The sequence below is a fragment of the Micromonospora sp. NPDC048830 genome (genome assembly GCF_043198215.1).
Lineage (GTDB): Bacteria > Actinomycetota > Actinomycetes > Mycobacteriales > Micromonosporaceae > Micromonospora.
This window is the reverse complement of record NZ_JBICUP010000006.1, coordinates 1-23,874: the sequence shown is the minus strand read 5'-3', so window position 1 is coordinate 23,874 and position 23,874 is coordinate 1. Positions and strand designations below refer to the sequence as shown.

At 73.2% G+C, this 23,874-nt stretch carries 25 protein-coding genes and 2 tRNA genes; 19 read left to right on the top strand and 8 right to left on the bottom strand.

All coding sequences use genetic code 11. From position 1 onward, the window contains the following. The first annotated feature begins 12 nt into the window (after nt 1-12). The 5 genes from ACGFIZ_RS07810 (at nt 13) to ACGFIZ_RS07790 (ending at nt 2,931) form a co-directional block, all read left to right on the top strand. The gene (locus ACGFIZ_RS07810; protein ID WP_393416919.1) at nt 13-231 is read left to right on the top strand and encodes a type II toxin-antitoxin system VapB family antitoxin; all 219 of its coding nucleotides are present in this window, start codon (nt 13-15) and stop codon (nt 229-231) included. After that, on the top strand, nt 228-656 hold the full coding sequence (locus ACGFIZ_RS07805; RefSeq protein ID WP_393416917.1) for a PIN domain-containing protein: 429 nt from the start codon (nt 228-230) through the stop codon (nt 654-656). Before ACGFIZ_RS07810 ends, ACGFIZ_RS07805 begins: the two co-directional genes overlap by 4 nt. A 59-nt stretch (nt 657-715) precedes the next feature. Further along, nucleotides 716-2,179 carry an amidase gene (locus tag ACGFIZ_RS07800; protein ID WP_393416915.1) on the top strand — a complete coding sequence of 488 codons (1,464 nt, stop codon included), beginning with the start codon at nt 716-718 and terminating at the stop codon, nt 2,177-2,179. Between the two features lie 73 nt (nt 2,180-2,252). Then, complete coding sequence (locus ACGFIZ_RS07795) at nt 2,253-2,537, top strand: hypothetical protein (protein WP_393417245.1); 285 nt, start codon at nt 2,253-2,255, stop codon at nt 2,535-2,537. Next, nucleotides 2,524-2,931, top strand: a complete 408-nt coding sequence (locus ACGFIZ_RS07790) for a DUF5130 family protein (protein ID WP_393416913.1) — start codon at nt 2,524-2,526, stop codon at nt 2,929-2,931. The genes ACGFIZ_RS07795 and ACGFIZ_RS07790 overlap by 14 nt, the downstream gene beginning before the upstream one ends. 119 nt (nt 2,932-3,050) lie before the next feature. Here ACGFIZ_RS07790 and ACGFIZ_RS07785 read toward each other — a convergent pair whose 3' ends face one another. Together ACGFIZ_RS07785 and pepN are read right to left on the bottom strand one after the other, a co-directional pair. Beyond that, complete coding sequence (locus ACGFIZ_RS07785; RefSeq protein WP_393416911.1) at nt 3,051-3,194, bottom strand: hypothetical protein; 144 nt, start codon at nt 3,192-3,194, stop codon at nt 3,051-3,053. A 60-nt stretch (nt 3,195-3,254) separates the two neighbouring features. Beyond that, a complete protein-coding gene (gene pepN / locus ACGFIZ_RS07780; protein WP_393416909.1) occupies nt 3,255-5,807 on the bottom strand; it encodes an aminopeptidase N in 2,553 nt (850 codons plus the stop codon). Between the two features lie 245 nt (nt 5,808-6,052). Here pepN and ACGFIZ_RS07775 point away from each other — a divergent pair, with 245 nt between their 5' ends. The 4 genes from ACGFIZ_RS07775 to ACGFIZ_RS07760 all read left to right on the top strand — a co-directional run bounded on the left by ACGFIZ_RS07775 (nt 6,053) and on the right by ACGFIZ_RS07760 (nt 8,996). Next, nucleotides 6,053-6,652 carry a disulfide bond formation protein DsbA gene (locus tag ACGFIZ_RS07775; RefSeq protein WP_393417243.1) on the top strand — a complete coding sequence of 200 codons (600 nt, stop codon included), beginning with the start codon at nt 6,053-6,055 and terminating at the stop codon, nt 6,650-6,652. Nucleotides 6,653-6,851: 199 nt separating this feature from the next. Then, a complete protein-coding gene (locus ACGFIZ_RS07770; protein WP_393416907.1) occupies nt 6,852-7,154 on the top strand; it encodes a hypothetical protein in 303 nt (100 codons plus the stop codon). A gap of 105 nt (nt 7,155-7,259) precedes the next feature. Then, complete coding sequence (locus tag ACGFIZ_RS07765; RefSeq protein ID WP_393416905.1) at nt 7,260-8,456, top strand: DUF1015 family protein; 1,197 nt, start codon at nt 7,260-7,262, stop codon at nt 8,454-8,456. A 72-nt stretch (nt 8,457-8,528) separates the two neighbouring features. Beyond that, a complete protein-coding gene (locus tag ACGFIZ_RS07760) occupies nt 8,529-8,996 on the top strand; it encodes a ribose-5-phosphate isomerase (RefSeq protein WP_393416903.1) in 468 nt (155 codons plus the stop codon). Nucleotides 8,997-9,036: 40 nt separating this feature from the next. On the opposite strand, the gene ACGFIZ_RS07755 is transcribed toward ACGFIZ_RS07760, so the two are convergent. Next, nucleotides 9,037-9,372 (bottom strand): hypothetical protein, encoded by a 336-nt coding sequence (locus ACGFIZ_RS07755; RefSeq protein WP_393416901.1) that lies wholly within the window; start codon nt 9,370-9,372, stop codon nt 9,037-9,039. A 190-nt stretch (nt 9,373-9,562) separates the two neighbouring features. Here ACGFIZ_RS07755 and ACGFIZ_RS07750 point away from each other — a divergent pair, with 190 nt between their 5' ends. After that, the gene (locus ACGFIZ_RS07750; RefSeq protein ID WP_393416899.1) at nt 9,563-10,111 is read left to right on the top strand and encodes a hypothetical protein; all 549 of its coding nucleotides are present in this window, start codon (nt 9,563-9,565) and stop codon (nt 10,109-10,111) included. 221 nt (nt 10,112-10,332) lie between these two features. Here the strand turns inward: ACGFIZ_RS07750 and ACGFIZ_RS07745 are convergent, their stop codons facing one another. Next, nucleotides 10,333-13,014: an Hsp70 family protein gene (locus ACGFIZ_RS07745; protein ID WP_393416897.1), complete on the bottom strand. Its 2,682-nt coding sequence runs from the start codon at nt 13,012-13,014 to the stop codon at nt 10,333-10,335. A gap of 131 nt (nt 13,015-13,145) precedes the next feature. Here ACGFIZ_RS07745 and ACGFIZ_RS07740 point away from each other — a divergent pair, with 131 nt between their 5' ends. Beyond that, nucleotides 13,146-13,280 carry a hypothetical protein gene (locus tag ACGFIZ_RS07740; protein ID WP_393416895.1) on the top strand — a complete coding sequence of 45 codons (135 nt, stop codon included), beginning with the start codon at nt 13,146-13,148 and terminating at the stop codon, nt 13,278-13,280. 58 nt (nt 13,281-13,338) lie between these two features. Next, complete coding sequence (locus ACGFIZ_RS07735; protein WP_393416893.1) at nt 13,339-14,535, top strand: MFS transporter; 1,197 nt, start codon at nt 13,339-13,341, stop codon at nt 14,533-14,535. Nucleotides 14,536-14,622: 87 nt separating this feature from the next. On the opposite strand, the gene ACGFIZ_RS07730 is transcribed toward ACGFIZ_RS07735, so the two are convergent. Then, nucleotides 14,623-15,714: a winged helix DNA-binding domain-containing protein gene (locus tag ACGFIZ_RS07730; RefSeq protein WP_393416891.1), complete on the bottom strand. Its 1,092-nt coding sequence runs from the start codon at nt 15,712-15,714 to the stop codon at nt 14,623-14,625. A 535-nt stretch (nt 15,715-16,249) separates the two neighbouring features. On the opposite strand from ACGFIZ_RS07730, the gene ACGFIZ_RS07725 reads away from it, so the two are divergent. Next, nucleotides 16,250-16,426: a hypothetical protein gene (locus ACGFIZ_RS07725; protein WP_393416889.1), complete on the top strand. Its 177-nt coding sequence runs from the start codon at nt 16,250-16,252 to the stop codon at nt 16,424-16,426. Nucleotides 16,427-16,572: 146 nt separating this feature from the next. On the opposite strand, the gene ACGFIZ_RS07720 is transcribed toward ACGFIZ_RS07725, so the two are convergent. Next, nucleotides 16,573-16,824, bottom strand: a complete 252-nt coding sequence (locus ACGFIZ_RS07720; RefSeq protein ID WP_393416887.1) for a hypothetical protein — start codon at nt 16,822-16,824, stop codon at nt 16,573-16,575. A 395-nt stretch (nt 16,825-17,219) separates the two neighbouring features. Continuing rightward, a tRNA-Gly gene (locus ACGFIZ_RS07715) sits at nt 17,220-17,293 on the bottom strand. A gap of 287 nt (nt 17,294-17,580) precedes the next feature. Between ACGFIZ_RS07715 and ACGFIZ_RS07710 the strand changes: the two genes are divergently transcribed. From ACGFIZ_RS07710 to ACGFIZ_RS07685, 6 genes are all read left to right on the top strand, one after another. Beyond that, nucleotides 17,581-17,654, top strand: a tRNA-Pro gene (locus tag ACGFIZ_RS07710). Nucleotides 17,655-17,798: 144 nt separating this feature from the next. After that, nucleotides 17,799-19,151: a trigger factor gene (tig, locus tag ACGFIZ_RS07705; protein WP_393416885.1), complete on the top strand. Its 1,353-nt coding sequence runs from the start codon at nt 17,799-17,801 to the stop codon at nt 19,149-19,151. Nucleotides 19,152-19,319: 168 nt separating this feature from the next. Beyond that, the gene (locus ACGFIZ_RS07700; RefSeq protein WP_393416883.1) at nt 19,320-19,961 is read left to right on the top strand and encodes an ATP-dependent Clp protease proteolytic subunit; all 642 of its coding nucleotides are present in this window, start codon (nt 19,320-19,322) and stop codon (nt 19,959-19,961) included. 14 nt (nt 19,962-19,975) lie between these two features. Further along, a complete protein-coding gene (locus ACGFIZ_RS07695; protein WP_347671112.1) occupies nt 19,976-20,638 on the top strand; it encodes an ATP-dependent Clp protease proteolytic subunit in 663 nt (220 codons plus the stop codon). Nucleotides 20,639-20,849: 211 nt separating this feature from the next. Then, nucleotides 20,850-22,145, top strand: coding sequence for an ATP-dependent Clp protease ATP-binding subunit ClpX (gene clpX / locus ACGFIZ_RS07690; RefSeq protein WP_393416881.1), 1,296 nt, complete (start codon nt 20,850-20,852; stop codon nt 22,143-22,145). Nucleotides 22,146-22,249: 104 nt separating this feature from the next. Further along, nucleotides 22,250-23,047 (top strand): carbon-nitrogen hydrolase family protein, encoded by a 798-nt coding sequence (locus tag ACGFIZ_RS07685; RefSeq protein ID WP_393416879.1) that lies wholly within the window; start codon nt 22,250-22,252, stop codon nt 23,045-23,047. Between the two features lie 31 nt (nt 23,048-23,078). Here the strand turns inward: ACGFIZ_RS07685 and ACGFIZ_RS07680 are convergent, their stop codons facing one another. Then, a complete protein-coding gene (locus tag ACGFIZ_RS07680; RefSeq protein WP_347671109.1) occupies nt 23,079-23,306 on the bottom strand; it encodes a hypothetical protein in 228 nt (75 codons plus the stop codon). Nucleotides 23,307-23,874: the final 568 nt, after the last annotated feature.

The window sequence follows — 23,874 nt, the reverse complement described above, 5'->3', positions numbered from 1 at the left end:
TATAGTTGGCTCGTGAAGACTGTTATCGATCTTGATGATGAGCTGCTCGAGCGAGCTCGACGTGAGCTGGGCACCAAGAGCAAGAAGGACACCATCCATGCCGCCCTGCGGCTGGTGGCGGAACGTGGTGAGCGGCTGGAAGCGATTCACGAGCTGCTGTCGATCGACCGGGACTGGACCGGCCTTCTGGAGAGTGACAAGACCCCCGAGGGCCGACAGGACGCGGCGTGAATCCTCCCGCCGGCCTTTACCTCATAGACACCTCCGCGTGGGGTCGCCTCCGCCAGCCGATCGTGAAGAAGCGAATCGTGGCGATCCTCACGGAAGGGCTCGCCGCCACATGCATCCCGCTCGATCTGGAGGACGGGCGAAGCGCGCGTGACTTTCGCGACGCGGTAGCGATCCGTACCCGGCGCGCCCAGCTCATGATCGATCTACCGGTCACGGCGGCGGTGGCTACGCGCGCGCGAGATCTGCAACTGGCCCTGGCAGCCCGCGGATACCATCGTGCCGCGAGTCCGGTGGACCTCACAGTGGCAGCAGCCGCCGCCGAATACTCTGCCGTCGTCCTGCATTACGACCGCGACTTCGATCTCATCGAGGACGTGGGCGGCCCTCGATCCGAGTGGGTGGCGCCGGCTGGCACCCTCACGTAACCGCTTCACCTGTCGTGTCGCACGGTGATCAGAGCCGGCGTACGGGGCAGGATGGCGGGGTGGGTGAGCCGCACGACCTGACCGCGCTGGAGCAGGCCGCCGCGATCGCGCGGGGCGAACTGTCCAGCGTGGAGCTGGTCGCGCATCACCTCGCCCGGGTCGACGCGCTCGCCGACACCGTGGGGGCGTTCGTCACGGTCACCCCGGAGCTGGCCCTCGACGCGGCGCGGGCCGCCGACGCGGCGCCCGCCGAGGGGCGCGGCCCGCTGCACGGCGTGCCGACCGCGATCAAGGACCTCACCCTCACCGCCGGGGTGCGCACCACGTTCGGCTCGGCGGCCTTCGCCGACCTGGTGCCCCCGATCGACGCCGACGTCGTCCGGTTGATGCGCGCCGCCGGGCTGGTCAGCCTCGGCAAGACCACCACCTCCGAGCTGGGCTGCTCGCTGTACTCCGAGGGGCTGGTCGCGCCGCCGGCCCGCAACCCGTGGCACCTCGTCTACACGGCGGGCGGGTCCAGCGGCGGGGCCGCGGCGGCGGTGGCGGCGGGGCTGGTGCCGCTGGCCCAGGGCTCCGACGGCGGCGGGTCGCTGCGCATTCCCGCCTCCCTGTGCGGCCTGGTCGGCTACAAGCCGAGCCGGGGCGTGGTCTCCGGCGGGCCGCTCGGCTCCGGGGCGTTCGGCCTGCCGATCAACGGGCCGCTGGGCCGTACCGTCGCCGACGTCGCCGCGCTGCTGGACGTGATGGCGGTGCCGGTGCCCGGCGAGCCCTACCTGCCGCCGGCCGCGCCCGACGGCGGCTACCTGGGCGTGGCGCGGCGGGCCGCGCCCGGCCGGCTGCGGGTCGGCCGGTTCACCGCCCCGATGCTCGCCGACGAGCCGGTGCACCCCGACTGCGTCGCCGCCGTCGACCACGCCGCCGCGCTGCTCGCCGCGGCCGGCCACGAGGTGGTCGAGGTGTCCGCGCCGCTCGGCCCCGAGGTGTGGCCGCTGTTCGAGACCGTCTGGTACGTCCTGGCGCTCACCCCGGTCGCGGCCGAGCGGGAGAGCCGGCTGCTGCCGCTGACCCGGTACCTGCGGTCCCGGGGCGCGTCGATCTCGGCCGGCGCGCTGATGGGCACGCTGGGTGAGCTCCAGGCGCAGGTACGTCTCGCCGCCCGCCGCACCGCGGGCTGCGACCTGCTGCTCTGCCCGACGCTCGCCGCGCCGCAGGCGCCCGTCGGGTGGTTCACCGCCGACGGCGACCCGGAGCGTGACTTCGACCGGCAGCGCCGGTTCTCGCCGTACTGCGCGGTGTTCAACGTGACCGGCCAGCCGTCCGTTTCCCTGCCGCTCGGGCGTACCGCCGAGGGCCTGCCCGTCGGTGTCCTGCTCACCGGTTCCTACGGTGACGACGCGTCCCTGATCGCCGTCGCCGCGCAGCTTGAGCACGCGAGTGACGGGTGGGATCACCACCCCGCAATCTGGCGGGCCGTCGGCTCCGCTAACGTGAATACGAGCGGAGTCGGGCGGAGGGCCTCATGATCGTCCACTCGACCCGGGGATTCCTGGTCTCTCTTTCCGCCTGGGGGCGTTGGGATTGTCTGTTACCGACACGCTGCTGATCTACGTCGGCATCCCGGCCGCCACGGTGCTGGTGATCACCGCGCTGGCGTTCGCCGGTAGCCGGGGCAAGGGCACCGGCGCCAAGCGCTACCGGCCGGGCCGGCCCTTCGACTTCGCTCCGGTCTGGTTCCTCGGCCGCCCGGAGCAGCTGGCCGACACGACCGGCTGCGCGCTGGCCGCCGGCGCGCAGGCGCCGGCGTTGACCAGCCACAAGCTTGAGAAGGCCGGCGTCGAGGCGCCGGCGGGTGGAACCGGAGGCGCAAGTGACCGTTGGTGAGAAGCAGGCCGGGCCGGAAACCCCGCCCGAGGTGCTCGACGGGCCGTTCTCGACCCGTCAGCTGCTGCGCATCGACGAGGCGCTCCGCCTGGCCGACCAGGGGACCGGGCTGGTCTTCTCGGTCTACGTCGGCGGGCTCGACGAGCCGATCCGCGACCACGCCCAGCGGCTGCACCGCCAGCTCGCCGACCCCGACCGGTCGGTGCTGATCGCCGTGTCGCCCAACCAGCGTCAGCTGGAGATCGTTACCGGCCGGCACGCCCGCAAGCGCATCCCGGACACGTACGCCCGGCTGGCGGCACTGTCCATGGTGGCCGCCTTCGGCGGCGGCGACCTGGCCGGCGGCATCATCAACGGCCTCGACCAGCTCGCCAGCCACGCCGGCAAGGGCTGAGGTGTAGGGAAGGGCCCCTTCTCAACGCCCGCGGTGGAAAAGGCGCCCCCTTTCAGCGAACTCAGCGGACGACCACACGACACCCGGTTCGCCACGGCGGGCCGGGTGTCGTCGTCCGGTCAGCGGGGCCAGGCGCCCGGGTCGAGCGTCGTCGGCCAGGGCTCGGTGACCCGCGCCGCGTCGTCCGGCCCGACGGTGCCGAGCAGTTGGTAGTGGTCGCCCTTTGCCAGCTCGTAGCGAGAGCGACCTCCTTCGGCAACCATAACGGCGCGGGGTCGGCCCGGGCTTTCGCCCGCGCCGACCCCGCGCCGCGTACTCCCGGGTCAGGCGCCCCGGGCGTCCCTCGCGCGCGCCTTCAGCGCGCGGACGACGCCGTCGCGGCCCTCGGCGACCAGCCGGCGCAGCGGCGCCGGGTGACCCTCGGCGGCCAGCCAGGCGTCGGTCATCCCGACGGTCTCCTCCGAGACCTGCTGCGTCGGGTACGCCAGCTGCACGAACTCCTGCGCCGGCTCGCTGTCCCGCTGCGCCCACACCTGGTCCACCACCGCGAAGTACCGCTCCCGGTACGGGGCGACCAGCTCGGCCTGCATCGACGGGCCGAAGCCCTGCAGCAGCGCCCGGTTGCGCCAGTTCGGCAGCGCCTCGGGTCCGGTGAGCTGCGCCCACACGGCGGCCTTGTTCTCCGGCGTCGGCACCAGCGCGTGGGCGTACGCGGCCTCCCGCTCGCCGCTGGCCGTGCGGTCGGCGGCCAGCTCGGCCTCGATCTCGGCCGGGCCGGCGGCTCCGTTCGCCACCAGCGACTGGACGATCGACCAGCGCAGCTCCGTGTCGATGGCCAGCCCGGCCGGCACGTCGACGCCGTCGAGCCAGCCCCGCACGGCGGCCAGGTCCTCCGCCGAGCGGGCCGCCGACACGTACGCCCGCGCCCACGCCAGCTGCAGCCCGCTGCCCGGCTCGGCGGCGGCGAGGGTGGCCCTGGCCGTACGCGCCACCTCGGCCCAGCCGGTCGGCGCCCAGGCCCGGTCGGCGTACAGGTTGAGGGCGACGGGCACCTGCTGCCGCAGGATGGCGGTGACCAGGTTGATGTCGGACTCGGCGGGCAGCCCGGCCAGCACCAGCGCGACGAAGTCCCGGGCCGCCAGTTCGGCGTCGCGGAGCATGTCCCACGCGGCCGTCCAGCACAGCGCGCGGGCCAGCGACGACTCGAAACCGGCGATGTGCTGCACCACCGCGGCCATCGACCGCTCGTCCAGCCGCAGCTTGGTGTACGTCAGGTCGTCGTCGTTGAGCAGCAGCACGTCCGCCGCGCGCACGCCGCGCAGCGCGGTCAGCTCGGTGTGCTCGCCGGTCACGTCCGCCTCGATCCGTTCCCGGCGGACCAACCGGCCGTCGACCAGGTCGTACAGGCCCACGCCGATGCGGTGGGTACGCAGCGTCGGGTGCCCGGCGGGCGCCTCCTGGCGGACCACCACCCGCTCGTAGCCGCCGTCGGCGCCGATCGCGGCCTCGGGGCGCAGCGTGTTGACCTGGGCCGTCTCCAGCCACTGCGCGGCGAACTTGCGCAGTTCCCGGCCCGAGGCGGCCTCCAGCTCGGACAGCAGGTCGTCGAAGGTGGCGTTGCCCCACGCGTGCTTGCCGAAGTACGCCCGCAGCCCGGCCAGGAACGGCTCCTCGCCGACGTACGCGACGAGCTGCTTGAGCACGCTCGCGCCCTTGGCGTACGTGATGCCGTCGAAGTTGACCTCGACCGCCTCCAGGTCCGGCATCTCGCAGTAGACCGGGTGGGTGGAGGAAAGCTGGTCCTGCCGGTAGCCCCAGTTCTTGCGGATCGACAGGAACGTCGTCCAGGCGTCGGTGAACCGGGTGGCGTTGGCGTTGCACCAGTGGCTGGCCCACTCGGCGAACGACTCGTTCAGCCACAGGTCGTTCCACCAGCGCATGGTGACCAGGTCGCCGAACCACATGTGGGCCAGCTCGTGCAGGATCGTGTTGGCCCGCTGCTCGTACTCGAAGTCGGTGACCTGCGAGCGGAAGATGTAGTGCGACTCGGCGTGCGTGACGCAGCCGAAGTTCTCCATCGCGCCGGCGTTGAAGTCCGGCACCCAGAGCTGGTCGTACTTGGGCAGCGGGTAGCGCACCTCGAACTGCTCGTGGAAGAAGTCGAAGCCCTGCTTGGTGATGAGGAACAGGTCGTCGGAGTCCAGGTACTGCGCCATCGAGGCCCGGCAGTACACCCCCAGGTCGACGCCGTCGTGGCTGTCCCGCACCTCGTGGTACGGCCCGGCGCAGAGCGCGGTGATGTACGTGCTCATCCGTACCGACTCGCGGAAGTGCAGCGTCTTGAGCCCCTCGCCGGCCGGTTCCTCGCGCTCGACCGGCATGTTCGACACGACCCGCCAGTGGTCGGGGACGGTGGCGTGCCAGGTGTAGACGCTCTTCAGGTCGGGCTGGTCGAAGCAGGCGTACACCCGCTGCGCGTCCGCCGTCTCGAACTGGCTGTAGAGGTAGGTCTCCCCGTCGACCGGGTCGACGGTGCGGTGCAGCCCCTGCCCGCTGTTGGAGTACGCGAAGTCCGCGTCCACCACGAGGACGTTCTCGGCGGCCAGGTCGGTCAGGGTCAGGCCCTTCTCGGCCGACCAGCCGGACACGTCCACCGGGGCGCCGTTCAGCGTCGCCGAGCGCACCGACTCGGCGGCCGCCTCGATGAAGGTCGTGGCCCCCGGCTCGGTGCAGCGGAACCGGACCTCGGTCACGGACCGGAAGGTGTGACCGTCGGCCGCCAGGACGGCGGTCGACAGGTCCAGGCTGATGTCGTACCCGGTCACCTCAAGCAGGCGGGCCCGCTCGGTGGCCTCGACCTGGGTCAGGTTGCGCACTCCCGGCACTGTTCGTCTCCATCCCACTCTCGCCATACGCCGCCGCGGCGTCAGCCCGCCGCCCGCTCGTGGCGGCCGGTCGGCTCCGATCCTTCCACGCGAGGACGCTTCACGGTGGTCGAGGTCACGCTCTCAATCGGGTATCAGTCGATCCGCGCCGGGGTGAGGATTCAGGGAAAGGCGCCGCCCTCCGGCGCTCCCGTGACGAAAGGGACCTCACCGTGACCGACCGCGTCACCGTCGACATGTGGTTCGACCCGATCTGTCCCTGGGCGTGGATCACCTCCCGCTGGCTGCTGGAGGTGGAACAGGTCCGGGACGTGGACGTCCGCTTCCACGTGATGAGCCTGTCCGTGCTCAACGAGGGGCGTGACCTGCCCGAGAAGTACCAGGACCTGATGCGTACGGGCTGGGGCCCGGTGCGGGTCTGCGTCGCGGTCGAGCAGAAGCACGGTCAGGACGCCGTCCGCGAGTTGTACACGGCGCTGGGCACCCGGATCCACCTCGGCAAGGAGCCGGTGGGCCGGGAGGTGCTCGTGGCGGCGCTGAACGACGCCGGGCTCGCCCCCGACCTGGCCGACGCCGCCGAGAGCACCGGGTACGACGAGGCGCTGCGCGCCAGCCACGAGGCCGGCATGCGGCCGGTCGGCACCGACGTGGGGACACCGGTCATCCACGCGCCGGGCCCCGACGGCGGAAAGGTCGCCTTCTTCGGCCCGGTGGTCACCCCGCGCCCCAGGGGCGAGGCGGCCGGCCGGCTCTGGGACGGCGTTCTGCTGGTGGCCGGGACCCCCGGCTTCTACGAGCTCAAGCGCTCCCGCGAGCTGGGCCCCATCTTCGACTGAGGGCCCCTGCCGATGCCTGGGTGGAGAGGATGCCCTTCTCGCCACCTCGCCGCCGTCCCCGTCCGAGTGTGGCGGGGGCGGCGGGTGACCGGACGTGGCGCGCCGGGGCGGCGTCACCGGGGCGGCGAGGGGCTCGTTTCACCGGATGTCCCAGCCAGTGGCCCCGCCGGGCCGTAGTGGCAGCCGTGGAGGCAGACCGATGAGCAAGCACCGTCGCACGTCCGACCACCCGTCCGCCGGGGCGGCGACCGGGGACTCCGGCGCGACGTACTGGTCCGTGTCCGAGGAGCGCTGGCCGTCCGTACGGCCGACGCTGCCGGCCGAGATGGTCGACCTGCTGGCGCCCCCGATCGTGGTCGGCGTGGCCCGGGTGGTGGCGAGCTCCCGGATGACCCCGCCCGCCGACCCGGTCGCCGCGACGATCCCGGTACGCACGCCTGCGCCGGACCCGGTACGCGCCGCCGCGGCCGTCGCCCGCGGGCGGCACCGCAGCGACGAGTGAGCGGGGCTCCCCTGTATCCCAGGCGTTGGCGAGCGGCCCTTTCATCTGGTGGACGGGTGCGGGGTCAGCCGCGCGGGACCACCGCCCGCCGGTAGCGTCGTCGCCATGACGGTCGTGCATCCGATCACCCGGGCCTGGATCACCACTGGCGGCACCGGCGCGCAGAACTACGACGAGTTCGCCGACGACGCGGAGATCACCGCGATCATCGAGGCCAACCCGCACAGTGCCCTCGGTATCGAGATGCCGCACCGGGCACCCGGGAGCCTCGGCAGGTCGTTCCTCGACGCGCTGCCCGACGCGGTGGCCCGGCTGGCCGAGGCCAAGGCCGACGGCAGCTACACGCCGGCCGAGCAGGTCGTGGTCCTGTACCGGATCACCGCGCCCGGGGAGGAGCCGGCGTACGGGCTGTGGGCCATGGTCGACACCGACCAGATCTCCACCAGCGCGGACGAGCCCGGGCTGGTCATCCGCAACGAGGACGTCTTCATCGCCAAGGTGCGGGAGCGGGTCGCCCTCGCCGACGCGCTCGGGCACCTGCTCTCGCCCGTCCTGCTGCTGCAGACCGGCCGGGGCGACGAGCTGCACGCCGCGCTCGCCGCGGCGACGGAGGCGGCCGGCGCGCCCGCCGCCACCGACGTCGACCAGGCCGGGCGCACCCACGCGATCTGGCTGGTCGGCCCCGGCCCGCGGCAGGACGAGCTGACCGCGCTGGCCGGCGGCGGCGAGCTGGTGGTGGCCGACGGCAACCACCGCAGCCTGGCCGCCCAGACCGGCCACCTGCCGCGCTTCCTGGCCGTGGTCACCACCCCGCCCTCCGTGGCCATCCAGCCGTACAACCGGCTGGTCAGCGAGCTGACCGTGTCCCCGGCCGAGCTGCTCGACCGGCTCCGCGCCGCGGGCGCCGAGGTGACCCCGATCGACGGGCCGGTCGAGGTTCCGGCGGCCGGCGGCACCGTCCACCTGCGGCTCCCCGACCGCGGGTACGCCGTACGGCTGCCGCACGTCGACGGTGGCCGGCTGGAGAACCTCGACCACGCGCTGGTGGAGCGGGTGCTGCTGCGCGACGCGCTCGGCCTCGACCCGGGCGACAAGCGGATCACCTACGTCGGCGGCGACTACCCGGCGAGCTGGCTGACCGGGGAGGTCGAGGCGGGCCGGGCCGAGCTGGCGGTGCTGGTCGCCCCGGTGACCGTGGACGACTTCGTCGCGGTGAACCTGGCCCGGGAGAAGATGCCGCGCAAGAGCACCTGGTTCACCCCGAAGGCCCGGGCGGGCCTGGTGGCGGCCGAGATCCGCTGACCCTGTGACGAATCCGCCTCCGCGACGCCGCCCGCGCGGCGTCGCGGAGGACGGCCTGACAGACTGCCCGGTATGCGCGTCTACCTGGGATCCGACCACGCCGGTTTCGAGCTGAAGGTGCACCTGGTCAACCACCTGGCCAAGCAGGGGTACGAGGTGGTCGACGTCGGCCCGCACGTCTTCGACCCGGACGACGACTACCCGGCGTTCTGCCTGCACACCGGCGCCCGGGTGGTGGCTGACCCGGGCAGCCTCGGGGTGGTCATCGGCGGTTCGGGCAACGGCGAGCAGATCGCCGCGAACAAGGTCGCCGGGGTCCGGGCGGCCCTGGCCTGGAACCTGGACACCGCCCAGCTGGGCCGGGAGCACAACGACGCCAACGTCGTGGCCGTCGGCGCCCGCCAGCACACCCTCGACGAGGCGACCGCCATCGTGGAGGCGTTCCTCGCCACGCCGTTCTCCGGCAATCTGCGGCACTCCCGCCGGATCGCGCAGGTCGCCGCGTACGAGCAGACCCGGGAACTGCCCGAGCTGCCCTGACCGGGCCCGCCGGGGCGGCCCACCGGACCGCCCCGGCCGGTCAGCGGTTGGGGCGTGGCAGATCCTCGCGGGGCACCCAGTTGCGCCGGACGAGCACCACCCGGGCCTCCGCCTCCGCCAGGTCCTCCGCGGTGGGTCGGGCGGCGTCGCGGGCCCGCAGCGCGGCGCTGGGCCCCACCTGGGAGGAGCCGGGCCCGACCAGGCCCCGCAGGCCCCGCTCGCCGTCCCTGTCCTCGGCGGCGGGTCCGCCCCGGCGTCGGGGCGGCTCCACCGGGTCGTGCACCCCGGCCGTCGTGGCGTCGGGTCCCTCGGCGTCCCGCCGCTCGGCGTCGGAGTGGTGCCTCAGCCGGCGTCGCCGTCGCTCCGCGTCCCCCATCAGCCGACAGTACCGCCCGCGCCACTGCCGCGCCCGCCCCGACCGGGCACCCCGAATCGGGGGGCAGGCGATACGTCGTCGCCTGTGGCCGCCCCGACCCGTACGGGGTCGGCGACCGATTTGCCGGCTGGCTACCCTCGAACATGGCGGGCGGGCCGACGCCGGCACCGGTCAGGGGGAGGGGCGCGAGATGGCAGACCAGACACAGCCGTGGGCGGAGCGGACCGTGGAGGTGCCACCGCAGCCGGGTGTCGGGGTGCCGCCCCAGCGCGACGCCTTCCGCCGGGGCGTGGCCTCCGTGGGGCAGCCGCGCACCCCGCGTACCGAGCAGTTCTCCGCCGTCCACCCGGACGGGCACGGCGAGGTGCACTGGTCCGACGCGCCGCAGCCCCGCCGCCCCCTGAGCTGGCACCTGGGGCAGCTACGGGTCGGCGGCGAGTGGAGCGCCGCCGCCGGGCTCTTCGCGTTCGTCTGCTGGGGCATCTGGGCCATCTCCGGCCGGGGCAACCTCGGCGCGCCCGTGCTCACGTTCGTGCTGAGCCTGCTGGTCGCCGTCGGGTTGTTCGGGCTGTCCCGGCTGCTCGGCCGGGTGATCCTGGAGCGGCAGTTGGGGCGCATCCGACGCAGCGCCCGCGGCGCCCACCTCGTGACGGCGGTCTTCCTGGTGGGCCTGGGGGTGGCCTACCTGCGGCAGACCGAGTGGGTGATGTCCGCCTGGAACTGGGTCACCGGCGGCTGACCTCGCCCGTGGCCGGGCCGGCTCCGTGCTGGTCGCAGAGCGGGGGCCGGGCCACGCCCGGCCCCCGCTCGTCGCGTCGCGGTCCGCCGCGACACCGGATCGTCCTCCCGCCGGTCGGCGCCGGCTTACCCCGCGTAGGGGAGTTCATCCGCGCCGGGCGCCAGGGCCGGCGACCGGGTCAGTGGGTCCCGCCGTGCCCCTCGGCGTCCGCCCGGGTGGCGTCACGACTGCGCGAAGCGGTACAGGACGAAGTCCTTCTGCGCCGCGCAGAGGATCACGCCGGTGTTCCACGAGCAGGAGTCGCCGCGGACGTCCATGAGCTCGCCCAGCTCGTCCGGCTTGGGGGCGTCGACGGCCACCCCGGCGACGCTGCGGTCGGCCTCGCTGCCGCTCAGCGGATCGGCGAAGACGAGCAGGTTGCCCCCGTCGAGCCGCACCGCCATCCCGGGGCGGTCGGCCAGCACCGCCCGCCCGTCCGGGTCGAACAGCGTCGCCGCCGACTCCGGGTACGTCCGCAGGGCGAGCAGGTGCTCGCCCACCGGGACCAGTTCCTTCGCCCCCGGAGCCCGCCAGCGCTTCGCCTTGTCGCCCTCGGTGGCCGCCACCACCTCGGTCCGGTCCGCCTCGCCGGACGGCACCTCCAGCAGGCACGCCCGGTGCTCGCCGCAGGCCACCAGCGTCTCGGCCCGCCGCCGGTCGTCCGGCGCGGTGTGCAGCACCATGGGCTCGCCCACCCGGGTGAGGTCGTACCCGAGCAGCCGGTACCGGCCGCCGGAGTCGTCGACCACGTAGAGCCGGTCGTCGCGGGCGGCGACGAGGTCGTCGCGGTCGGCGACGGAGGTCCAGGTGCGCACGACCGAGCCGCTGGTCACGTCGATCAGCCGGGCCGAGCGGTCCGCGCCGAGCTGCACCAGTCGGTCCGCCTCGCCCCGCCAGGGGTCGCGGGGCGCCCCGTTCGCGTACGCCGGGCCGCCCGCCCCCTCCGCGCTGCCCACCCGCAGCACGGTGCTGCTGCCGTCGCCGGACTCGGTCCGCGGGTTGGGCCGCGACCACGCCTCCGTGCCGTCGCGCATACGCAGCCCGACCAGCCGGTCGACGGCCTGGTCCACCAACACCGCCACGTCCCGGCCGAAGATCACCTCGTCGTCGTCGCCGATCGACCACCGCCACCGCAGCTCCCCGGAGCCGGCGTCGCGCAGCTCCAGGTCGCGCGGGGTGTCGGAGCCGATCGCGTCGGCGAACACCGCCAGGCCGCCGGGCACGGCGACGATCCGGTCCCACTGCTCCGCCGGCCGGGCGGTCTGCCTCCGCCACCGCTGCGCGCCGGTCTCCGCGTCGACCGCCACGATCTCCAGGCGGTCGTCGGGCAGCGGGTACGCCACGTAGCCGGCGTTGCCGAGCACCGCCGTGAACGCCTCCGTCGGGCGTTCGTCGCCGGCCGGGACGCGCTTGACCTCGGCGAGGTCGAACTCCAGGGCCGGATAGGGGTCCCGGGTCAGCCACAGTGCGGCCCCGCCGCCGATCCCGAGGAGGGCGGCGACCGCGGCGACGGTGATCCAGAGCGCGCGCCGGTGCCGCGCTCCGGTCGGCGGCGTGGCCGGGGTACCGGGGCTGGGTGAGCCGGAAATCGGCGGGCCCGAGATCGGGGACCCGGAGACGGGCGGGCCCCACGCGGTGGGGGGCGGGCCGGCGGGCCCGGTGGGTGGCGGCGGCGTTCCCGGGCCGGCCGGCGCGATCGGCGCGGGCGGCGGGGTGGCGGACGGGCGGGGCGTCGGCAGGTCCGTGAGCGCCCCCTCGGCCACGGGCAGCTCAGGCTGCTCCAGCACGGTCGGCGCGACGCCCAGCTCGGCGTGCAGCAGCCGGGCCACCAGCGGCATCCGGGTCGGTCCGCCGACCAGGAACAGGCCCGCCAACCGCTCGGGGGTGAGGCCGGCGCCGGCGACGACCTTCCGGGTCTCCTCCACCGCCCGGCGCAGCAGCGGCGCGGCCACCCGATCCAGGTCCTCCCGGGTCAGCCGGACCACCGCCTGCGACCCCGGCACGACCAGGGGCGCCACCGTCGCCCGCGACAGCATCTCCCGGGCCTCGCGGACGCTCTCCCAGAGCTGGTGCCGATCCCGCCACTGTGTCGCGTCGGCGGGTCGGTCCAGGCGCTGCCAGTCGGCCGGGTGCGTCCCGGCCACCAGCTCGCCGAGCCGCCCGACCAGCGCCGCGTCCAGGTCCAGGCCGCCCAGGTCCGGTGCGCCGCCGGCGGCGGTCACCGTGAAGCCCGAGTCACCCCACGGGTCCGCGCCCTCGTTGCGCAGCACCGCCACATCCAGCGTGCCGCCACCGAGGTCGAACACGGCGATCGAGCCGCCGACGGGCACCGGCCGGCGCAGCACCTGCGTGTAGTAGCGGGCGGCGGCGACCGGCTCGCGCAGCAGCCGGGTGCCGGGCGGGGTGGGGCCGGAGAGGGTGTGCTCCGCGGCCTGCGGCCAGCCCGCCCGCAGCAGCGCGTCGAAGAGGACCTGGCGCTGGGCGTCGTCCCAGGACGCCGGGCAGGTCACCACCGCCGGGGGCAGGAACCCGACCGCCGCGACGGCGGCCTGCCCCACCACGTGCAGGATCGCGGCCAGCAGGTCGGCGAGCACGTACTCGCGGTCGCCCAGCCGTACGACCGGGTCGTCGATGCGGCGCTTCGGGTTCGGCTCGTACCGGCCCGGGTCGGCCTGCGCCAGCCGCCGGGCGTCCCGGCCCACGTGCAGCCGGCCGTCGGCGTCGGCGTAGACGCCGGAGGGAAGCACGGGCTGACCGTCGACCAGCAGCGGGCGGGTCCGCCCGTCAGGCCAGCGCAGCACCGCCACCGTGTTCGACGTACCGAGGTCGACGCTGAGGGCGTACCCCTCGTGCTGGCCTGCCATCTGCCGCTACCTCCGCCGGGTACGAGGGGATCCCGGACCCGCATCGTACGCAGGCCGTCCGAAACGCTGATCACCGTCCTTCGCCCGGACGCGGGGCGGCGCACCGGCGGGGCGCGCGGTACGGTCGGCGCGTGGTCGGTGTGGAGGCGGTCGCGGGTCGTCCACCGAGAGGTGGCGCCGGGACGGATGCGGCGTACGCCCGCTGGGCCACGCCCCCGCTGCCGCTGTACGGCGACGACCACGAGCGGGCCGACTTCGCTCCCTGACGGGCACGCGCACCGACGCGTCCCCGTCCATCCCTGTCGCACTCGGGAGCGATGACCCATGTCCGCTGTCAGTTCCTCCGTCGGCGCCTCGACCGTGCTGCGGGCGCCGCAGGTTTCGCGGGTGCTCGTGGCCAGCCAGGTCGGCCGGCTGCCGCTGGCCTCCGGGCCGCTCGCGTTGCTGCTGTTCGGCCGGCAGTCCCTCAGCCTCACCGCCGCCGGCCTGCTGGTCGCCGCGTACACCGCGGCGATAGCCGTGGGCGCGCCGGTGCTCGCCCGCACCGTGGACCGCTGGCGTCAGCCGCCCGTGCTGTGGGGCTCCGCCGTGCTGTCGGGCCTCGGCTTTCTGACCGTCGCGGTCAGCGGCGGCGAACTCGCCCTCGCCGTACCCGCGGCCGCCGCGGCCGGGTTCGGCACCCCGCCGCTGGAGGCGTGCCTGCGGGCCCTCTGGCCGGACCTGCTGCCCCGGGCCGCCGTCCCCGCCGCGTACGCGCTGGACGTCGCGCTGCAGGAGGTGATCTTCGTGGCGGGCCCGCTCATCACGCTCGCCACGGTGGCCCTCGCCGGCCCGGCGGCCGGCCTGGTCGCCGCCGCCGTGCTCCAACTCGCCGGCACTGCCGTCTTCGCCCTGGCCCCGGCCGTACGCGCCTGGCGGGGGGAGCCCGCGCCCCGGCACTGGGCGGGCCCGCTGCGCGCGGTCCGGTTCACCGCGATGCTCGCCGGGGTCGTCTGCGCCGGGGCGGCGATCGGCAGCCTCCCGGTGGCCGTCACCGCGTACGCCGAGGCGGCCGGCGCCCGCTCGCTCAGCGGCTGGCTGCTCGCGGCGCAGGCCGGCGGCGCCCTGGTCGGCGGCCTGCTCTACACCCGGGCCGGCGCCGGTGGCCGGGGGCGGCTCCCGCTGCTCACCGCGGCCTTCGCCGCCGGTTTCCTGCCGCTGCTGGCGCTGCCCGGCCCGGCGTGGATGGCCCTGCTGCTGGCCGTCGCCGGCCTGGCGTTGCCCCCGGTGCTGACCGCCGTGTTCACCGCCGCCGACCGGCTCGCCCCGCCCGGCACCATCGCCGAGGCGTTCGCCTGGGTGATCACCGCCTTCACGGTCGGCAGCGCCGCCGGGGCCGCCCTCACCGGCCCGGTCGCCCAGTTCCGGTACGGCTTCGTGCTCGCCCCCGTCGCCGGGCTGGCCGCGCTCGCCGTCATGACGGCGGTCTCCCTCTTCCGGCGTACGGTGGACGGAGCGGGCCTACCCGGATCCCGACCCTGATCCTGTTCGGCGTGGCCCTCGGGCGCTGGTGGCGGCCGTCGCCGGCCGCCACCCGGAGGCTGCGGGGCCCGGCCTGGCGGTCGTCCGCTAACTGTCGAAGTCGACGCCGGTGAGGTTCACGGCGCGGTACGCGGCGAGGCGCTCGGCCTGCTCGACGACGGCGTCCCGGGTTGCCGGGTCGAGAGCGCGCCAGGGCCGGACGGCGACGGTGAACGTGCGCCCGGACCTGCGGGGCCGCCAGGTGCCGACCAGTTCCCCGTCGACCAGCACCGCGCCGGGGCGGCCCAGCACCGGCCACAGCTCCTTGGCGCGGGCCGCGTCCGGCACCAGCGTGGACCGGTCCCTGGCCTGGAGGAACAGGTCGAACGGGCCGAGCAGTCGGCAGCCTCTGGCGTCGGCGGAGGCGAGGGCCCGCTCGTCGCCGGCCAGCAACCAGCGCCGTTCCCCGTCGACGGTCACCTCCACCACGTCGGAGGGCCAACGCGCCTTCACGTCCCTCACCGGCGCGTCGAGATAGTCGGCGACGTGTCTGGGCGTGGCCGGACCGAGCAGGCGCAGGTACGCCCGGACGAGGTCGAACCGGTCGTCCGGCGCCGCCGCCTTCCGGAAACCGGGGATGCGTTGCAGCACCGGCGGGGAGGTGCCGAGCCGCAGTTCCAGCCCGGCCCGCACCGCGGCGAGCCGGAACGGCATCTCGTAGAGGTGGGTGGCGCCGCACGGCCGGCAGGCCCGCAGGTACGGCTCGGGCAGCACCTCGGCCAGCCGGCCGGAGACCTTCCCCTTGACGGTGGGCCGGGTGACGACGGCGCGCATCCGGGACGCCACCTCGTCCAGGGCGGCCAGGTTGCCGATGCCGGCGGCCTTCAACGGCTTGGCGGCGTCGTAGATGCGCTTGCCCGCGTCCGCGTCGGAGTAGGGCTCCACCGCGGCTGCCACGGCTCCCGCGTCCGTCCGCCGGTACAGGTGGGGCGCCCCACGCACCGTCCACAGCAGGAGGAACGCCTCGGCCGGCGGGGCCGCCACGTCGACGCCACGCAGGGCGAGCGCCCACCTGGCCCCGTCGGGGCCGGTGTCCTGCACGCCGATGTCCAGGACGGCGGTGTCGTCCAGTCCGCCCCGAGCGCGGTCCAGTTGCTGGGCCCGGACCCGGAAGCTCATCACCTGCCGTCGGTCGACCATTCCCCGACCCTAGACCCGCCGACGTGGGGCAAGGCCCCGTCGTCCCCCGCGCGCGGCGGGTCGGCCCGTCTCGGCGGGTCGGCCCGTCTCGGCCGGTCGTCTCGGCGGGTCGGCCCGTCTCGGCCGGTCGTCTCGGCGGGTCGGCCCGTCTCGGCCGGTCGGCCTGGCGGTCGCCGGTGGCCCCGGGCCCCGGGGACATCCTCGATCGCGGAGAATGGGCCGATGACGACCGTGGCATGGCCGACGCAGCTCGTTGTCCGTCCGCTGGCCCGGGAGGACGCGGAGCACGTGGCCGGATGGAGGTACGGCGGCCCGTGGCGGATCTACGACTCGCGGCCCGAAGACGGGTTGCTGAGCGACAACGCTGCCTACCTCGCGGTCGCCGGTGCCGGTGGCGGTCCGCTGGTCGGGTTCTGCTGCTCCGGGGCCGAGGCCCGGGTGCCGGGCCTGGAGCCGGAGGAGGGCGTGCTCGACGTGGGCGTGGGCATGAATCCGGCCCTGGTCGGGGCAGGGGAACGGGGCGCGCTTCGCCGCCGTGGTGCTGGACCACTACCGGTCCCTCACCGGCGTGCGCCGGCTACGGGCGGTGGTGCAGTCGTGGAACGAGCGCAGCCTGCGGCTGACGCGCTCGCTCGGGTTCGTCGAGGTCGGCAAGCACGTGTGCGAACAGGACGGCGTTCCGGTCGAGTACGCCGTTCTCGTCGCGGAGTAGCCGCCCTCACTACCCGGCGGGAAGTGGCTGTCTGTCAGGATCGGCGGACGGTGGTGAGGGAACGAGCCGGCAACGAGTCGTCGACTGGGCCGGGACCAACTGCACCTCGCGGGGTCCAACAGCGATGAGGCACTCGGCATCCGTTGTCAGCCGCTGCGGTGACCGAACGGGTTCCGCCTGGTGGCCGTCAGGTAGAGCGGGAAGAACACCACCCACATGATCAGACAGCCCAGGAACCATGCCCCCGGAGTCTCCACCCGGAGGGACCCGAGCGAGACGAAGGCGGGGTTCCCGCGCCTCACTCGTCCCTTGGCGTCCGCGTAGACCCATACGTCAGTGGCAAGCACCACGAGCAGGACGAGGATCGACACCAGTGCGGCGGGAGGTGTCCCTGTCATCGTGGCCGTGCTTCCGATCGGCTGGTCACAGGATGAGGCCCCCATCGTACCTGCGCCGGGCTCGCCGCCGTCCGGTCCGCCGTGGCCCCGCCTGTTGCCATCCAATCTGCCGCCGACCCGCACACCCTGGCCCCGGCCCGCTCGGCTTGCCCGGGTCTGTGGCCGGCGGATGGCATCCCACCTCTGCCAACCACCCACCGCAACCGTCCGGATCCATCCTGGAGTCGGCTGGCCCCTGCCGGAGGTATGCCCGTGCGCCCGCCGCTGGACCTCGGTTCGGAAGCGCGACAGACCGGTCTCGTCGTGGCACGCGGACGGCACGGGAGATCGAACATGGGGGAGAGGTGGCAGGCCCGGGTGCCGCGATCATGCGGTTCACCTGGGCCTTCGTCGGTTGGAGCGGGCGACGGGAATCGAACCCGCACCGTCAGTTTGGAAGACTGAAGCTCTGCCATTGAGCTACGCCCGCATGCGCCCCGCCATACGGGGCGCGCCGCACAGCCTACCCGGTGTCCGGCCCGGACGCGCAGCCCCCATGCCGCGCGGCGCCGCGACCGGCTCCATGTCGCCGACATCGCCGCATCCGCGTGGCTCGGACACCGCCATGTCGCCGACGTCGGGGCATCCGCGCGGGGCATCCGCGCGGGGCAACGGCGCGGGGCAACGGCGTCGGGTGGGCGTTTTGTCCGAGGCGGCGCGTTGTGGGACGCCCCGGCACTCCTGGTGGAGCGCGACGGCATACACTTCTGGTCGCCACGGGGTGTGGCGCAGCTTGGTAGCGCACTCGCTTTGGGAGCGAGGGGCCGTGGGTTCAAATCCCGCCACCCCGACTGTCGTCCGCGGCCGGGTCGCCCCGGGGTTGCCGCCGTTTCCGCGCGGCCCCCGGGCGCTGCCGGGGCCTCGCGCCGGCTCGCCTACACTCGATGGGCTGAATCACGCCCAGACTCAACTGAGATCCGTCAAGGAGTACGCCTGTGAAGAGCACCGTCGAGACTCTGAGCCCGACGCGCGTGCGGCTCGCCATCGAGGTGCCGTTCGTCGAGCTCGAGCCGAGCCTCAAGAAGGCGTACCGGGAGATCGGCCAGCAGGTCCAGGTTCCCGGCTTCCGCCGGGGCAAGGTGCCGGCCGCGGTCATCGACCAGCGCGTCGGTCGGGGCACCGTCCTGAACGAGGCGGTGCAGGAGGCCATCCCGCAGAACATCCTCGCCGCGGTCCGCGAGCACGACCTGAAGACCCTCGGCCGTCCCGAGGTCGAGATCACCGAGTTCGCCGACGGCGACTCGCTGAACTTCACCGCCGAGGTCGACGTCCGGCCGGAGCTCACCCTGCCCGACCTGAGCAGCGTCGAGGTCACCGTCGACGAGCTCCAGGTCGACGACAGCGAGATCGACGAGCAGGTGAAGAACCTGCGCGAGCGGTTCGCCACCCTGAAGACCGTCGAGCGGGCGGCCCAGGAGGGCGACTACGTCCAGATCGACCTGAACGCCACGGTCGACGGCGAGGACGTTCCGGGCGGCTCGGCGGCCAACATCTCGCACGAGGTCGGCAGCAAGCAGCTCCTGCCGGGGCTCGACGAGGCCGTGGTCGGCCTCGCCGCCGGCGAGAGCACCACCTTCACCACCCAGCTCGTGGGCGGCGACTTTGCCGGCCGGGACGCCGAGGTGGCGGTGACCGTCCGCACGGTCAAGGAGAAGGAGCTGCCGGAGCTCGACGACGACTTCGCCCAGATGGCGAGCGAGTTCGACACGATGGAGGAGCTCCGTAACGACCTGCGCGAGCGGGTCACCCGGGGCAAGCGGGTCGAGCAGATCTACGCCGCCCGCGACAAGGCCCTCGAGCAGCTCGTCGAGGCCGCGGCGGTGCCGGCGCCCGAGGGCGTCGTCCGCGAGGAGGTCTCCAGCCGCAAGCAGGCCATGGTCGACCAGCTCGAGCGGATCGGCGCCTCCCTGGAGGAGTACCTCGCCGCCGAGGAGAAGACCGAGGAGCAGATCGACGCCGAGCTGAGCGAGGCGGCGACGGAGGGCGTCAAGATCCAGCTGCTGCTGGACACCCTGGCCGACGCCGAGGACGTCCAGGTCTCCGACGACGAGTTCGGCCACGAGATCGTCCACCGCGCGCAGCGCGCCGGCATGGCCCCGCAGCAGTACTACGACCAGCTCGTCCGCTCCGGCGCAGCGGCCGCCGTCTTCGGCGACGTGCGGCGTGGCAAGGCGCTGGCCTCGGTGATGGAGCGCATCAAAATCAAGGACACGGCCGGCAACGAGGTGAGCCTCGACGCGATCCGCGCGGAGAGCGGCGACGAGCACGACCACGACCACGAGCACTGACGCCTCGGGTGAGGCCGCCGCCGCCGGTCCCGGTGGCGGCGGCCGAATCCCTTTTCCGGGTACGTCTTCCGTGGGTGCGCTGTCAGCGAACAGTGCACCGACCGGGACTCTGCGACCCGCCTGAGCGGTTAGTGTCGGGTAGGACGGCACGGAGAGCGAAGGGCTGCCATGACCGACATGCACAACACATCGAAGCCGCTCCGGGCGATTGACGCCCGGGGTGGCGACAACATTGGCAACCTCGACGACTCGGTCTACAACCGGTTGCTCAAGGAACGGATCATCTTCCTGGGCAGCGAGGTCAACGACCAGGTGGCCAACCGCATCTGCGCGCAGCTGCTGCTGCTCGCGGCGGAGGACCCGGACCGGGACATCTTCCTCTGGATCAACTCGCCGGGTGGTTCGGTCTACTCGGGCATGGCGATCTACGACACGATGCAGTACATCGACAACGACGTCTCCACGGTGGCGATGGGCATGGCGGCCTCCATGGGCCAGCTGCTGCTCTGCGCGGGCACCAAGGGCAAGCGGTACGCCCTGCCGCACGCGCGGATCATGATGCACCAGCCGTCGGGCGGCATGGGCGGCACCGCGGCCGACATCGCCATCCAGGCGGAGCAGATGCTGTACACGAAGCGGATGTTCCAGGATCGGGTGGCCTTCCACACCGGCCAGAGCCAGGCCCAGATCGAGGCGGACTCGGATCGCGACCGCTGGTTTGCCGCCCAGGAGGCCGTCGAGTATGGCTTCATCGACAAGGTGATCACCGGAGCCGCGCAGGTTCCGGCGGGCGCCGGGACCCTGAGCTGACCGAGGAGCTGACGATGACCGACCTGAGCCTGCCGCCCCAGTTCGGGGCCGTGCACAACCGCTACGTCCTGCCGTCGTTCGTAGAGCGCACGTCGTACGGGGTGAAGGAGTCCAACCCGTACAACAAGCTCTTCGAGGACCGGATCATCTTCCTCGGCGTCCAGGTGGACGACGCCTCCGCCAACGACGTGATGGCGCAGCTGCTGACGCTTGAGGGCACCGACCCGGACCGCGACATCATCATGTACATCAACTCGCCGGGTGGCTCGTTCACGGCCATGACGGCGATCTACGACACCATGCAGTACGTCCGGCCGGACATCATGACGGTCTGCCTGGGCCAGGCGGCCAGCGCCGCCGCCGTGCTGCTCGCCGCCGGCACCCCCGGCAAGCGGATGGCGCTGCCGAACTCGCGGATCATCATCCACCAGCCGGCCACCGAGGGCGGCTACGGGCAGGGGTCGGACATCGAGATCCAGGCCCGCGAGATCCTGCGGATGCGCACCCAGCTGGAGGACATGCTCTCCCGGCACTGCAACCGCCCGATCGAGCAGGTCCGCAAAGATATCGACCGGGACAAGATCATGACGGCGGAGGAGTCCCGCGAGTACGGGCTGGTCGACACCATCCTCACCAGCCGCAAGAAGGGCCTGCTGGCGGCCAGCGCCGCCAGCTGAGGCGTACCGGGTCGGAGGTCGGCCGGGGCGTCGCTCCCGGCCGGCCTCTGACACACCCGTTTTGGGGGTCGGAGAAAGCTCCGCCAGCGGGTAACGTCGGGTCTAGCACTGCCGCGCCGGGTCGGCCCGACGGGGTGAACGGAGACGGACGGGGCACAGCGTCCGCAGGTCATGGCCGGAATCCCGGCCGATGAGTGCAGGGAGAACGTAGGTGGCACGGATCGGTGACGGCGGCGACCTACTGAAGTGCTCCTTCTGCGGCAAGTCGCAGAAGCAGGTCAAGAAACTCATCGCGGGGCCCGGCGTCTACATCTGCGACGAGTGCATCGATCTGTGCAACGAGATCATCGAGGAGGAGCTGGCCGAGTCCGGCGAGGTGAAGTGGGAAGAGCTTCCCAAGCCGATGGAGATCTGCCAGTTCCTCGACAACTACGTCGTGGGCCAGGACCAGGCCAAGAAGGCCCTCGCCGTCGCGGTCTACAACCACTACAAGCGGATCCAGGCCGAGGCGGCCGGCGCGCCGGGCTCCGGCAGCGACGCCGTCGAGCTGGCCAAGTCCAACATCCTGCTGCTCGGCCCGACGGGCTGCGGCAAGACGCACCTGGCGCAGACCCTGGCGCGGATGCTGAACGTCCCGTTCGCGATCGCCGACGCCACCGCGCTCACCGAGGCCGGCTACGTGGGCGAGGACGTGGAGAACATCCTCCTCAAGCTCATCCAGGCCGCCGACTACGACATCAAGCGCGCCGAGACCGGCATCATCTACATCGACGAGGTCGACAAGATCGCCCGCAAGTCGGAGAATCCGTCGATCACCCGGGACGTCTCCGGCGAGGGCGTCCAGCAGGCGCTGCTCAAGATGCTGGAAGGCACGGTGGCCAACGTGCCGCCGCAGGGCGGGCGTAAACACCCGCACCAGGAGTTCATCCAGATCGACACCACGAACGTGCTGTTCATCTGCGGCGGCGCCTTCGCGGGGCTCGACCAGATCATCGAGGCCCGCACGGGGCACGGCGGCACCGGCTTCGGCGCGCGGCTCCGGTCGGTGTCCGAGCGGTCGACCGACGACATCTTCAGCCAGGTCATGCCGGAGGACATGCTCAAGTTCGGGCTGATCCCCGAGTTCATCGGCCGGCTCCCTGTGATCACCAACGTCCGCAGCCTCGACCGGACGGCGCTGGTGCGGATCCTCACCGAGCCGCGCAACGCACTGGTCAAGCAGTACCAGCGCCTCTTCGAGCTGGACGGGGTCGAGCTGGAGTTCGAGCAGGCGGCGCTGGAGGCCATCGCCGACCAGGCCATGCTGCGCGGCACGGGCGCCCGGGGCCTCCGGGCGATCATGGAAGAGGTCCTGCTCTCCGTGATGTACGAGGTGCCGAGCAACCCCGACGCCGCCCGGGTGCTGATCACCCGAGAGGTCGTCCTGGAGAACGTCAACCCGACCATCGTGCCGCGGGAGTTCACCGGCCGCCGGGCGCGTCGGGAGCGCGAGGAGAAGTCCGCCTGACCCGCCGACCGGCGGAGTTCGCCGGCGGGGAAACGCCGCGGGCTTCCGTTCCGTCCGGGCCGCCGACAGTGTCGCCGCGCCGCTTTCGCCCGTACGCTGATCTCATGCGCGTCGCTGTCTGTCAGCTCAACGCCCGCGACGACCGGGCCGCCAACCTCGCGGCCGCCGAGGCCCTGCTGGTCCGCGCCGCGGCGGCCGGGGCCGACCTGGCGGTCCTCCCGGAGTACGTCGACTACCTCGGCCTCGCCGGCGGGATGCCGGCGCCGGAGCCCGTCGACGGCACGGTCGGCCGGTTCTTCGCCGAGGTCGCCCGCCGGCTCGGCATCTGGGTGATCGCGGGGTCGTTCCACGAGCTGGGTCCGGACCCGGAGCACACCTGGAACACGTCGCTGGTCTTCGACCGTTCCGGCGCGCTCGCCGCCAGCTACCGCAAGATCCATCTGTACGACGTGGAGATCCCCGGCCGGGTGTCGTACCTCGAGTCGGCGACGGTCGCCCCCGGTGAGAAGCCGGTGGTGGTCGACGTCGAGGGCGTCCGGGTCGGTCTCTCGATCTGCTACGACCTCCGCTTCCCGGAGCTGTACCGCCAACTGGCGACCGACGGGGGAGCGCAACTGCTGGTGGTGCCGGCGGCGTTCATGCTGCACACCGGGCGCGACCACTGGGAGGTCCTGCTACGGGCACGGGCCATCGAGAACCAGTGCTTCGTGGCCGCGGCCGGCCAGACGGGCGACCACGAGCCCTCGCGTACCTGCTTCGGGCGCAGCATGGTGGTCGACCCGTGGGGGACGGTGCTCGGCCAGGTGCCGGACGGCACCGGCCTGACCGTCGTCGACCTCGACCTGGAGCGGCTCCGGACCATCCGCGCCGAGCTGCCCAGCCTGGCCAACCGCCGCCTCTGACGCCTCGGCGCCGCCCGCCTCGGCGGGGTGGTCATCCCTGCAACAGCACCCCGAGCACGGTCAGCCCGGCGATTGCGGCGGCTGTGACGAGCAGAGCCGTGGTCATCCGGGACCGTCCACGACGGGCCAGCCGGCGGAGCGAGACCAGGATGACGACCAGCACGACGGCGCCGATGACCAACTGCCAGAACGGCAGCAGTAGTCCGAGCAGCGCTTCCTCGGCGAGCGGGGCCGCCGGGATCGGGGAGGTGTCAGCCATGCCAGACACTGTGACACGGTCGCCGTCGCCGTGTGGGCGAGCCATCGGACCGTGGCGCGGCGCCGGCGAGCGGCCGCAGTGACGAGCGCCGATTTGCCTTCTGCGGAACGTCCGCGTAACTTTCTCTCTGCACGCGGGAGGCCGGACAAGCCGGCCGAGAGCGGGCGCCAGGCTCGCGGCGGAGACGCCGAGCGAGGTTGGGAACTTGGGCGGTGCGGGACACTCCGGTAAGACGGAGTTGCGATCGCGAAGCCGACCAGGTAGAGTTCTGGAGCCGGCAGGAGCCGGGCGGGTGGCCGCGAAGCGGCGATCGGCCGGTCTGCGGCTTCCCACGACAGAAACGACCGCCGGTCTTCGGCGTGCGTCGCCGTGGGTCTCGACTGAATCGACGTGAGAGATCTCGGGCACGAGATTGACACGGGCGAGAAGTTGAGTAAGTTAGAGAGGTTGCCCCAAGCGGGGCCCCGTGAGTCGGGGTTTCTGGTTGGTGTGTGGTTGTTCTTTGAGAACTCAACAGGGTGCTTGATAAGCCAGTGCCAATTATGATTTACCCCCGCGCTGGTCGAGC

Excerpts from the sequence above, each read along its gene's own strand:
- ACGFIZ_RS07730 (WP_393416891.1), bottom strand. The coding sequence starts at position 15,714 with ATGGTCGACCGACGGCAGGTGATGAGCTTCCGGGTCCGGGCCCAGCAA.
- ACGFIZ_RS07755 (WP_393416901.1), bottom strand. The coding sequence starts at position 9,372 with ATGGGGGACGCGGAGCGACGGCGACGCCGGCTGAGGCACCACTCCGAC.
- ACGFIZ_RS07720 (WP_393416887.1), bottom strand. The coding sequence starts at position 16,824 with ATGACAGGGACACCTCCCGCCGCACTGGTGTCGATCCTCGTCCTGCTC.
- ACGFIZ_RS07745 (WP_393416897.1), bottom strand. The coding sequence starts at position 13,014 with ATGGCAGGCCAGCACGAGGGGTACGCCCTCAGCGTCGACCTCGGTACG.
- ACGFIZ_RS07785 (WP_393416911.1), bottom strand. The coding sequence starts at position 3,194 with ATGGTTGCCGAAGGAGGTCGCTCTCGCTACGAGCTGGCAAAGGGCGAC.
- ACGFIZ_RS07760 (WP_393416903.1), top strand. The coding sequence starts at position 8,529 with ATGCGCGTCTACCTGGGATCCGACCACGCCGGTTTCGAGCTGAAGGTG.
- ACGFIZ_RS07775 (WP_393417243.1), top strand. The coding sequence starts at position 6,053 with ATGTGGTTCGACCCGATCTGTCCCTGGGCGTGGATCACCTCCCGCTGG.
- ACGFIZ_RS07695 (WP_347671112.1), top strand. The coding sequence starts at position 19,976 with ATGACCGACCTGAGCCTGCCGCCCCAGTTCGGGGCCGTGCACAACCGC.
- ACGFIZ_RS07735 (WP_393416893.1), top strand. The coding sequence starts at position 13,339 with ATGTCCGCTGTCAGTTCCTCCGTCGGCGCCTCGACCGTGCTGCGGGCG.
- ACGFIZ_RS07770 (WP_393416907.1), top strand. The coding sequence starts at position 6,852 with ATGAGCAAGCACCGTCGCACGTCCGACCACCCGTCCGCCGGGGCGGCG.
- ACGFIZ_RS07750 (WP_393416899.1), top strand. The coding sequence starts at position 9,563 with ATGGCAGACCAGACACAGCCGTGGGCGGAGCGGACCGTGGAGGTGCCA.
- ACGFIZ_RS07765 (WP_393416905.1), top strand. The coding sequence starts at position 7,260 with ATGACGGTCGTGCATCCGATCACCCGGGCCTGGATCACCACTGGCGGC.
- ACGFIZ_RS07685 (WP_393416879.1), top strand. The coding sequence starts at position 22,250 with ATGCGCGTCGCTGTCTGTCAGCTCAACGCCCGCGACGACCGGGCCGCC.
- ACGFIZ_RS07680 (WP_347671109.1), bottom strand. The coding sequence starts at position 23,306 with ATGGCTGACACCTCCCCGATCCCGGCGGCCCCGCTCGCCGAGGAAGCG.
- ACGFIZ_RS07700 (WP_393416883.1), top strand. The coding sequence starts at position 19,320 with ATGACCGACATGCACAACACATCGAAGCCGCTCCGGGCGATTGACGCC.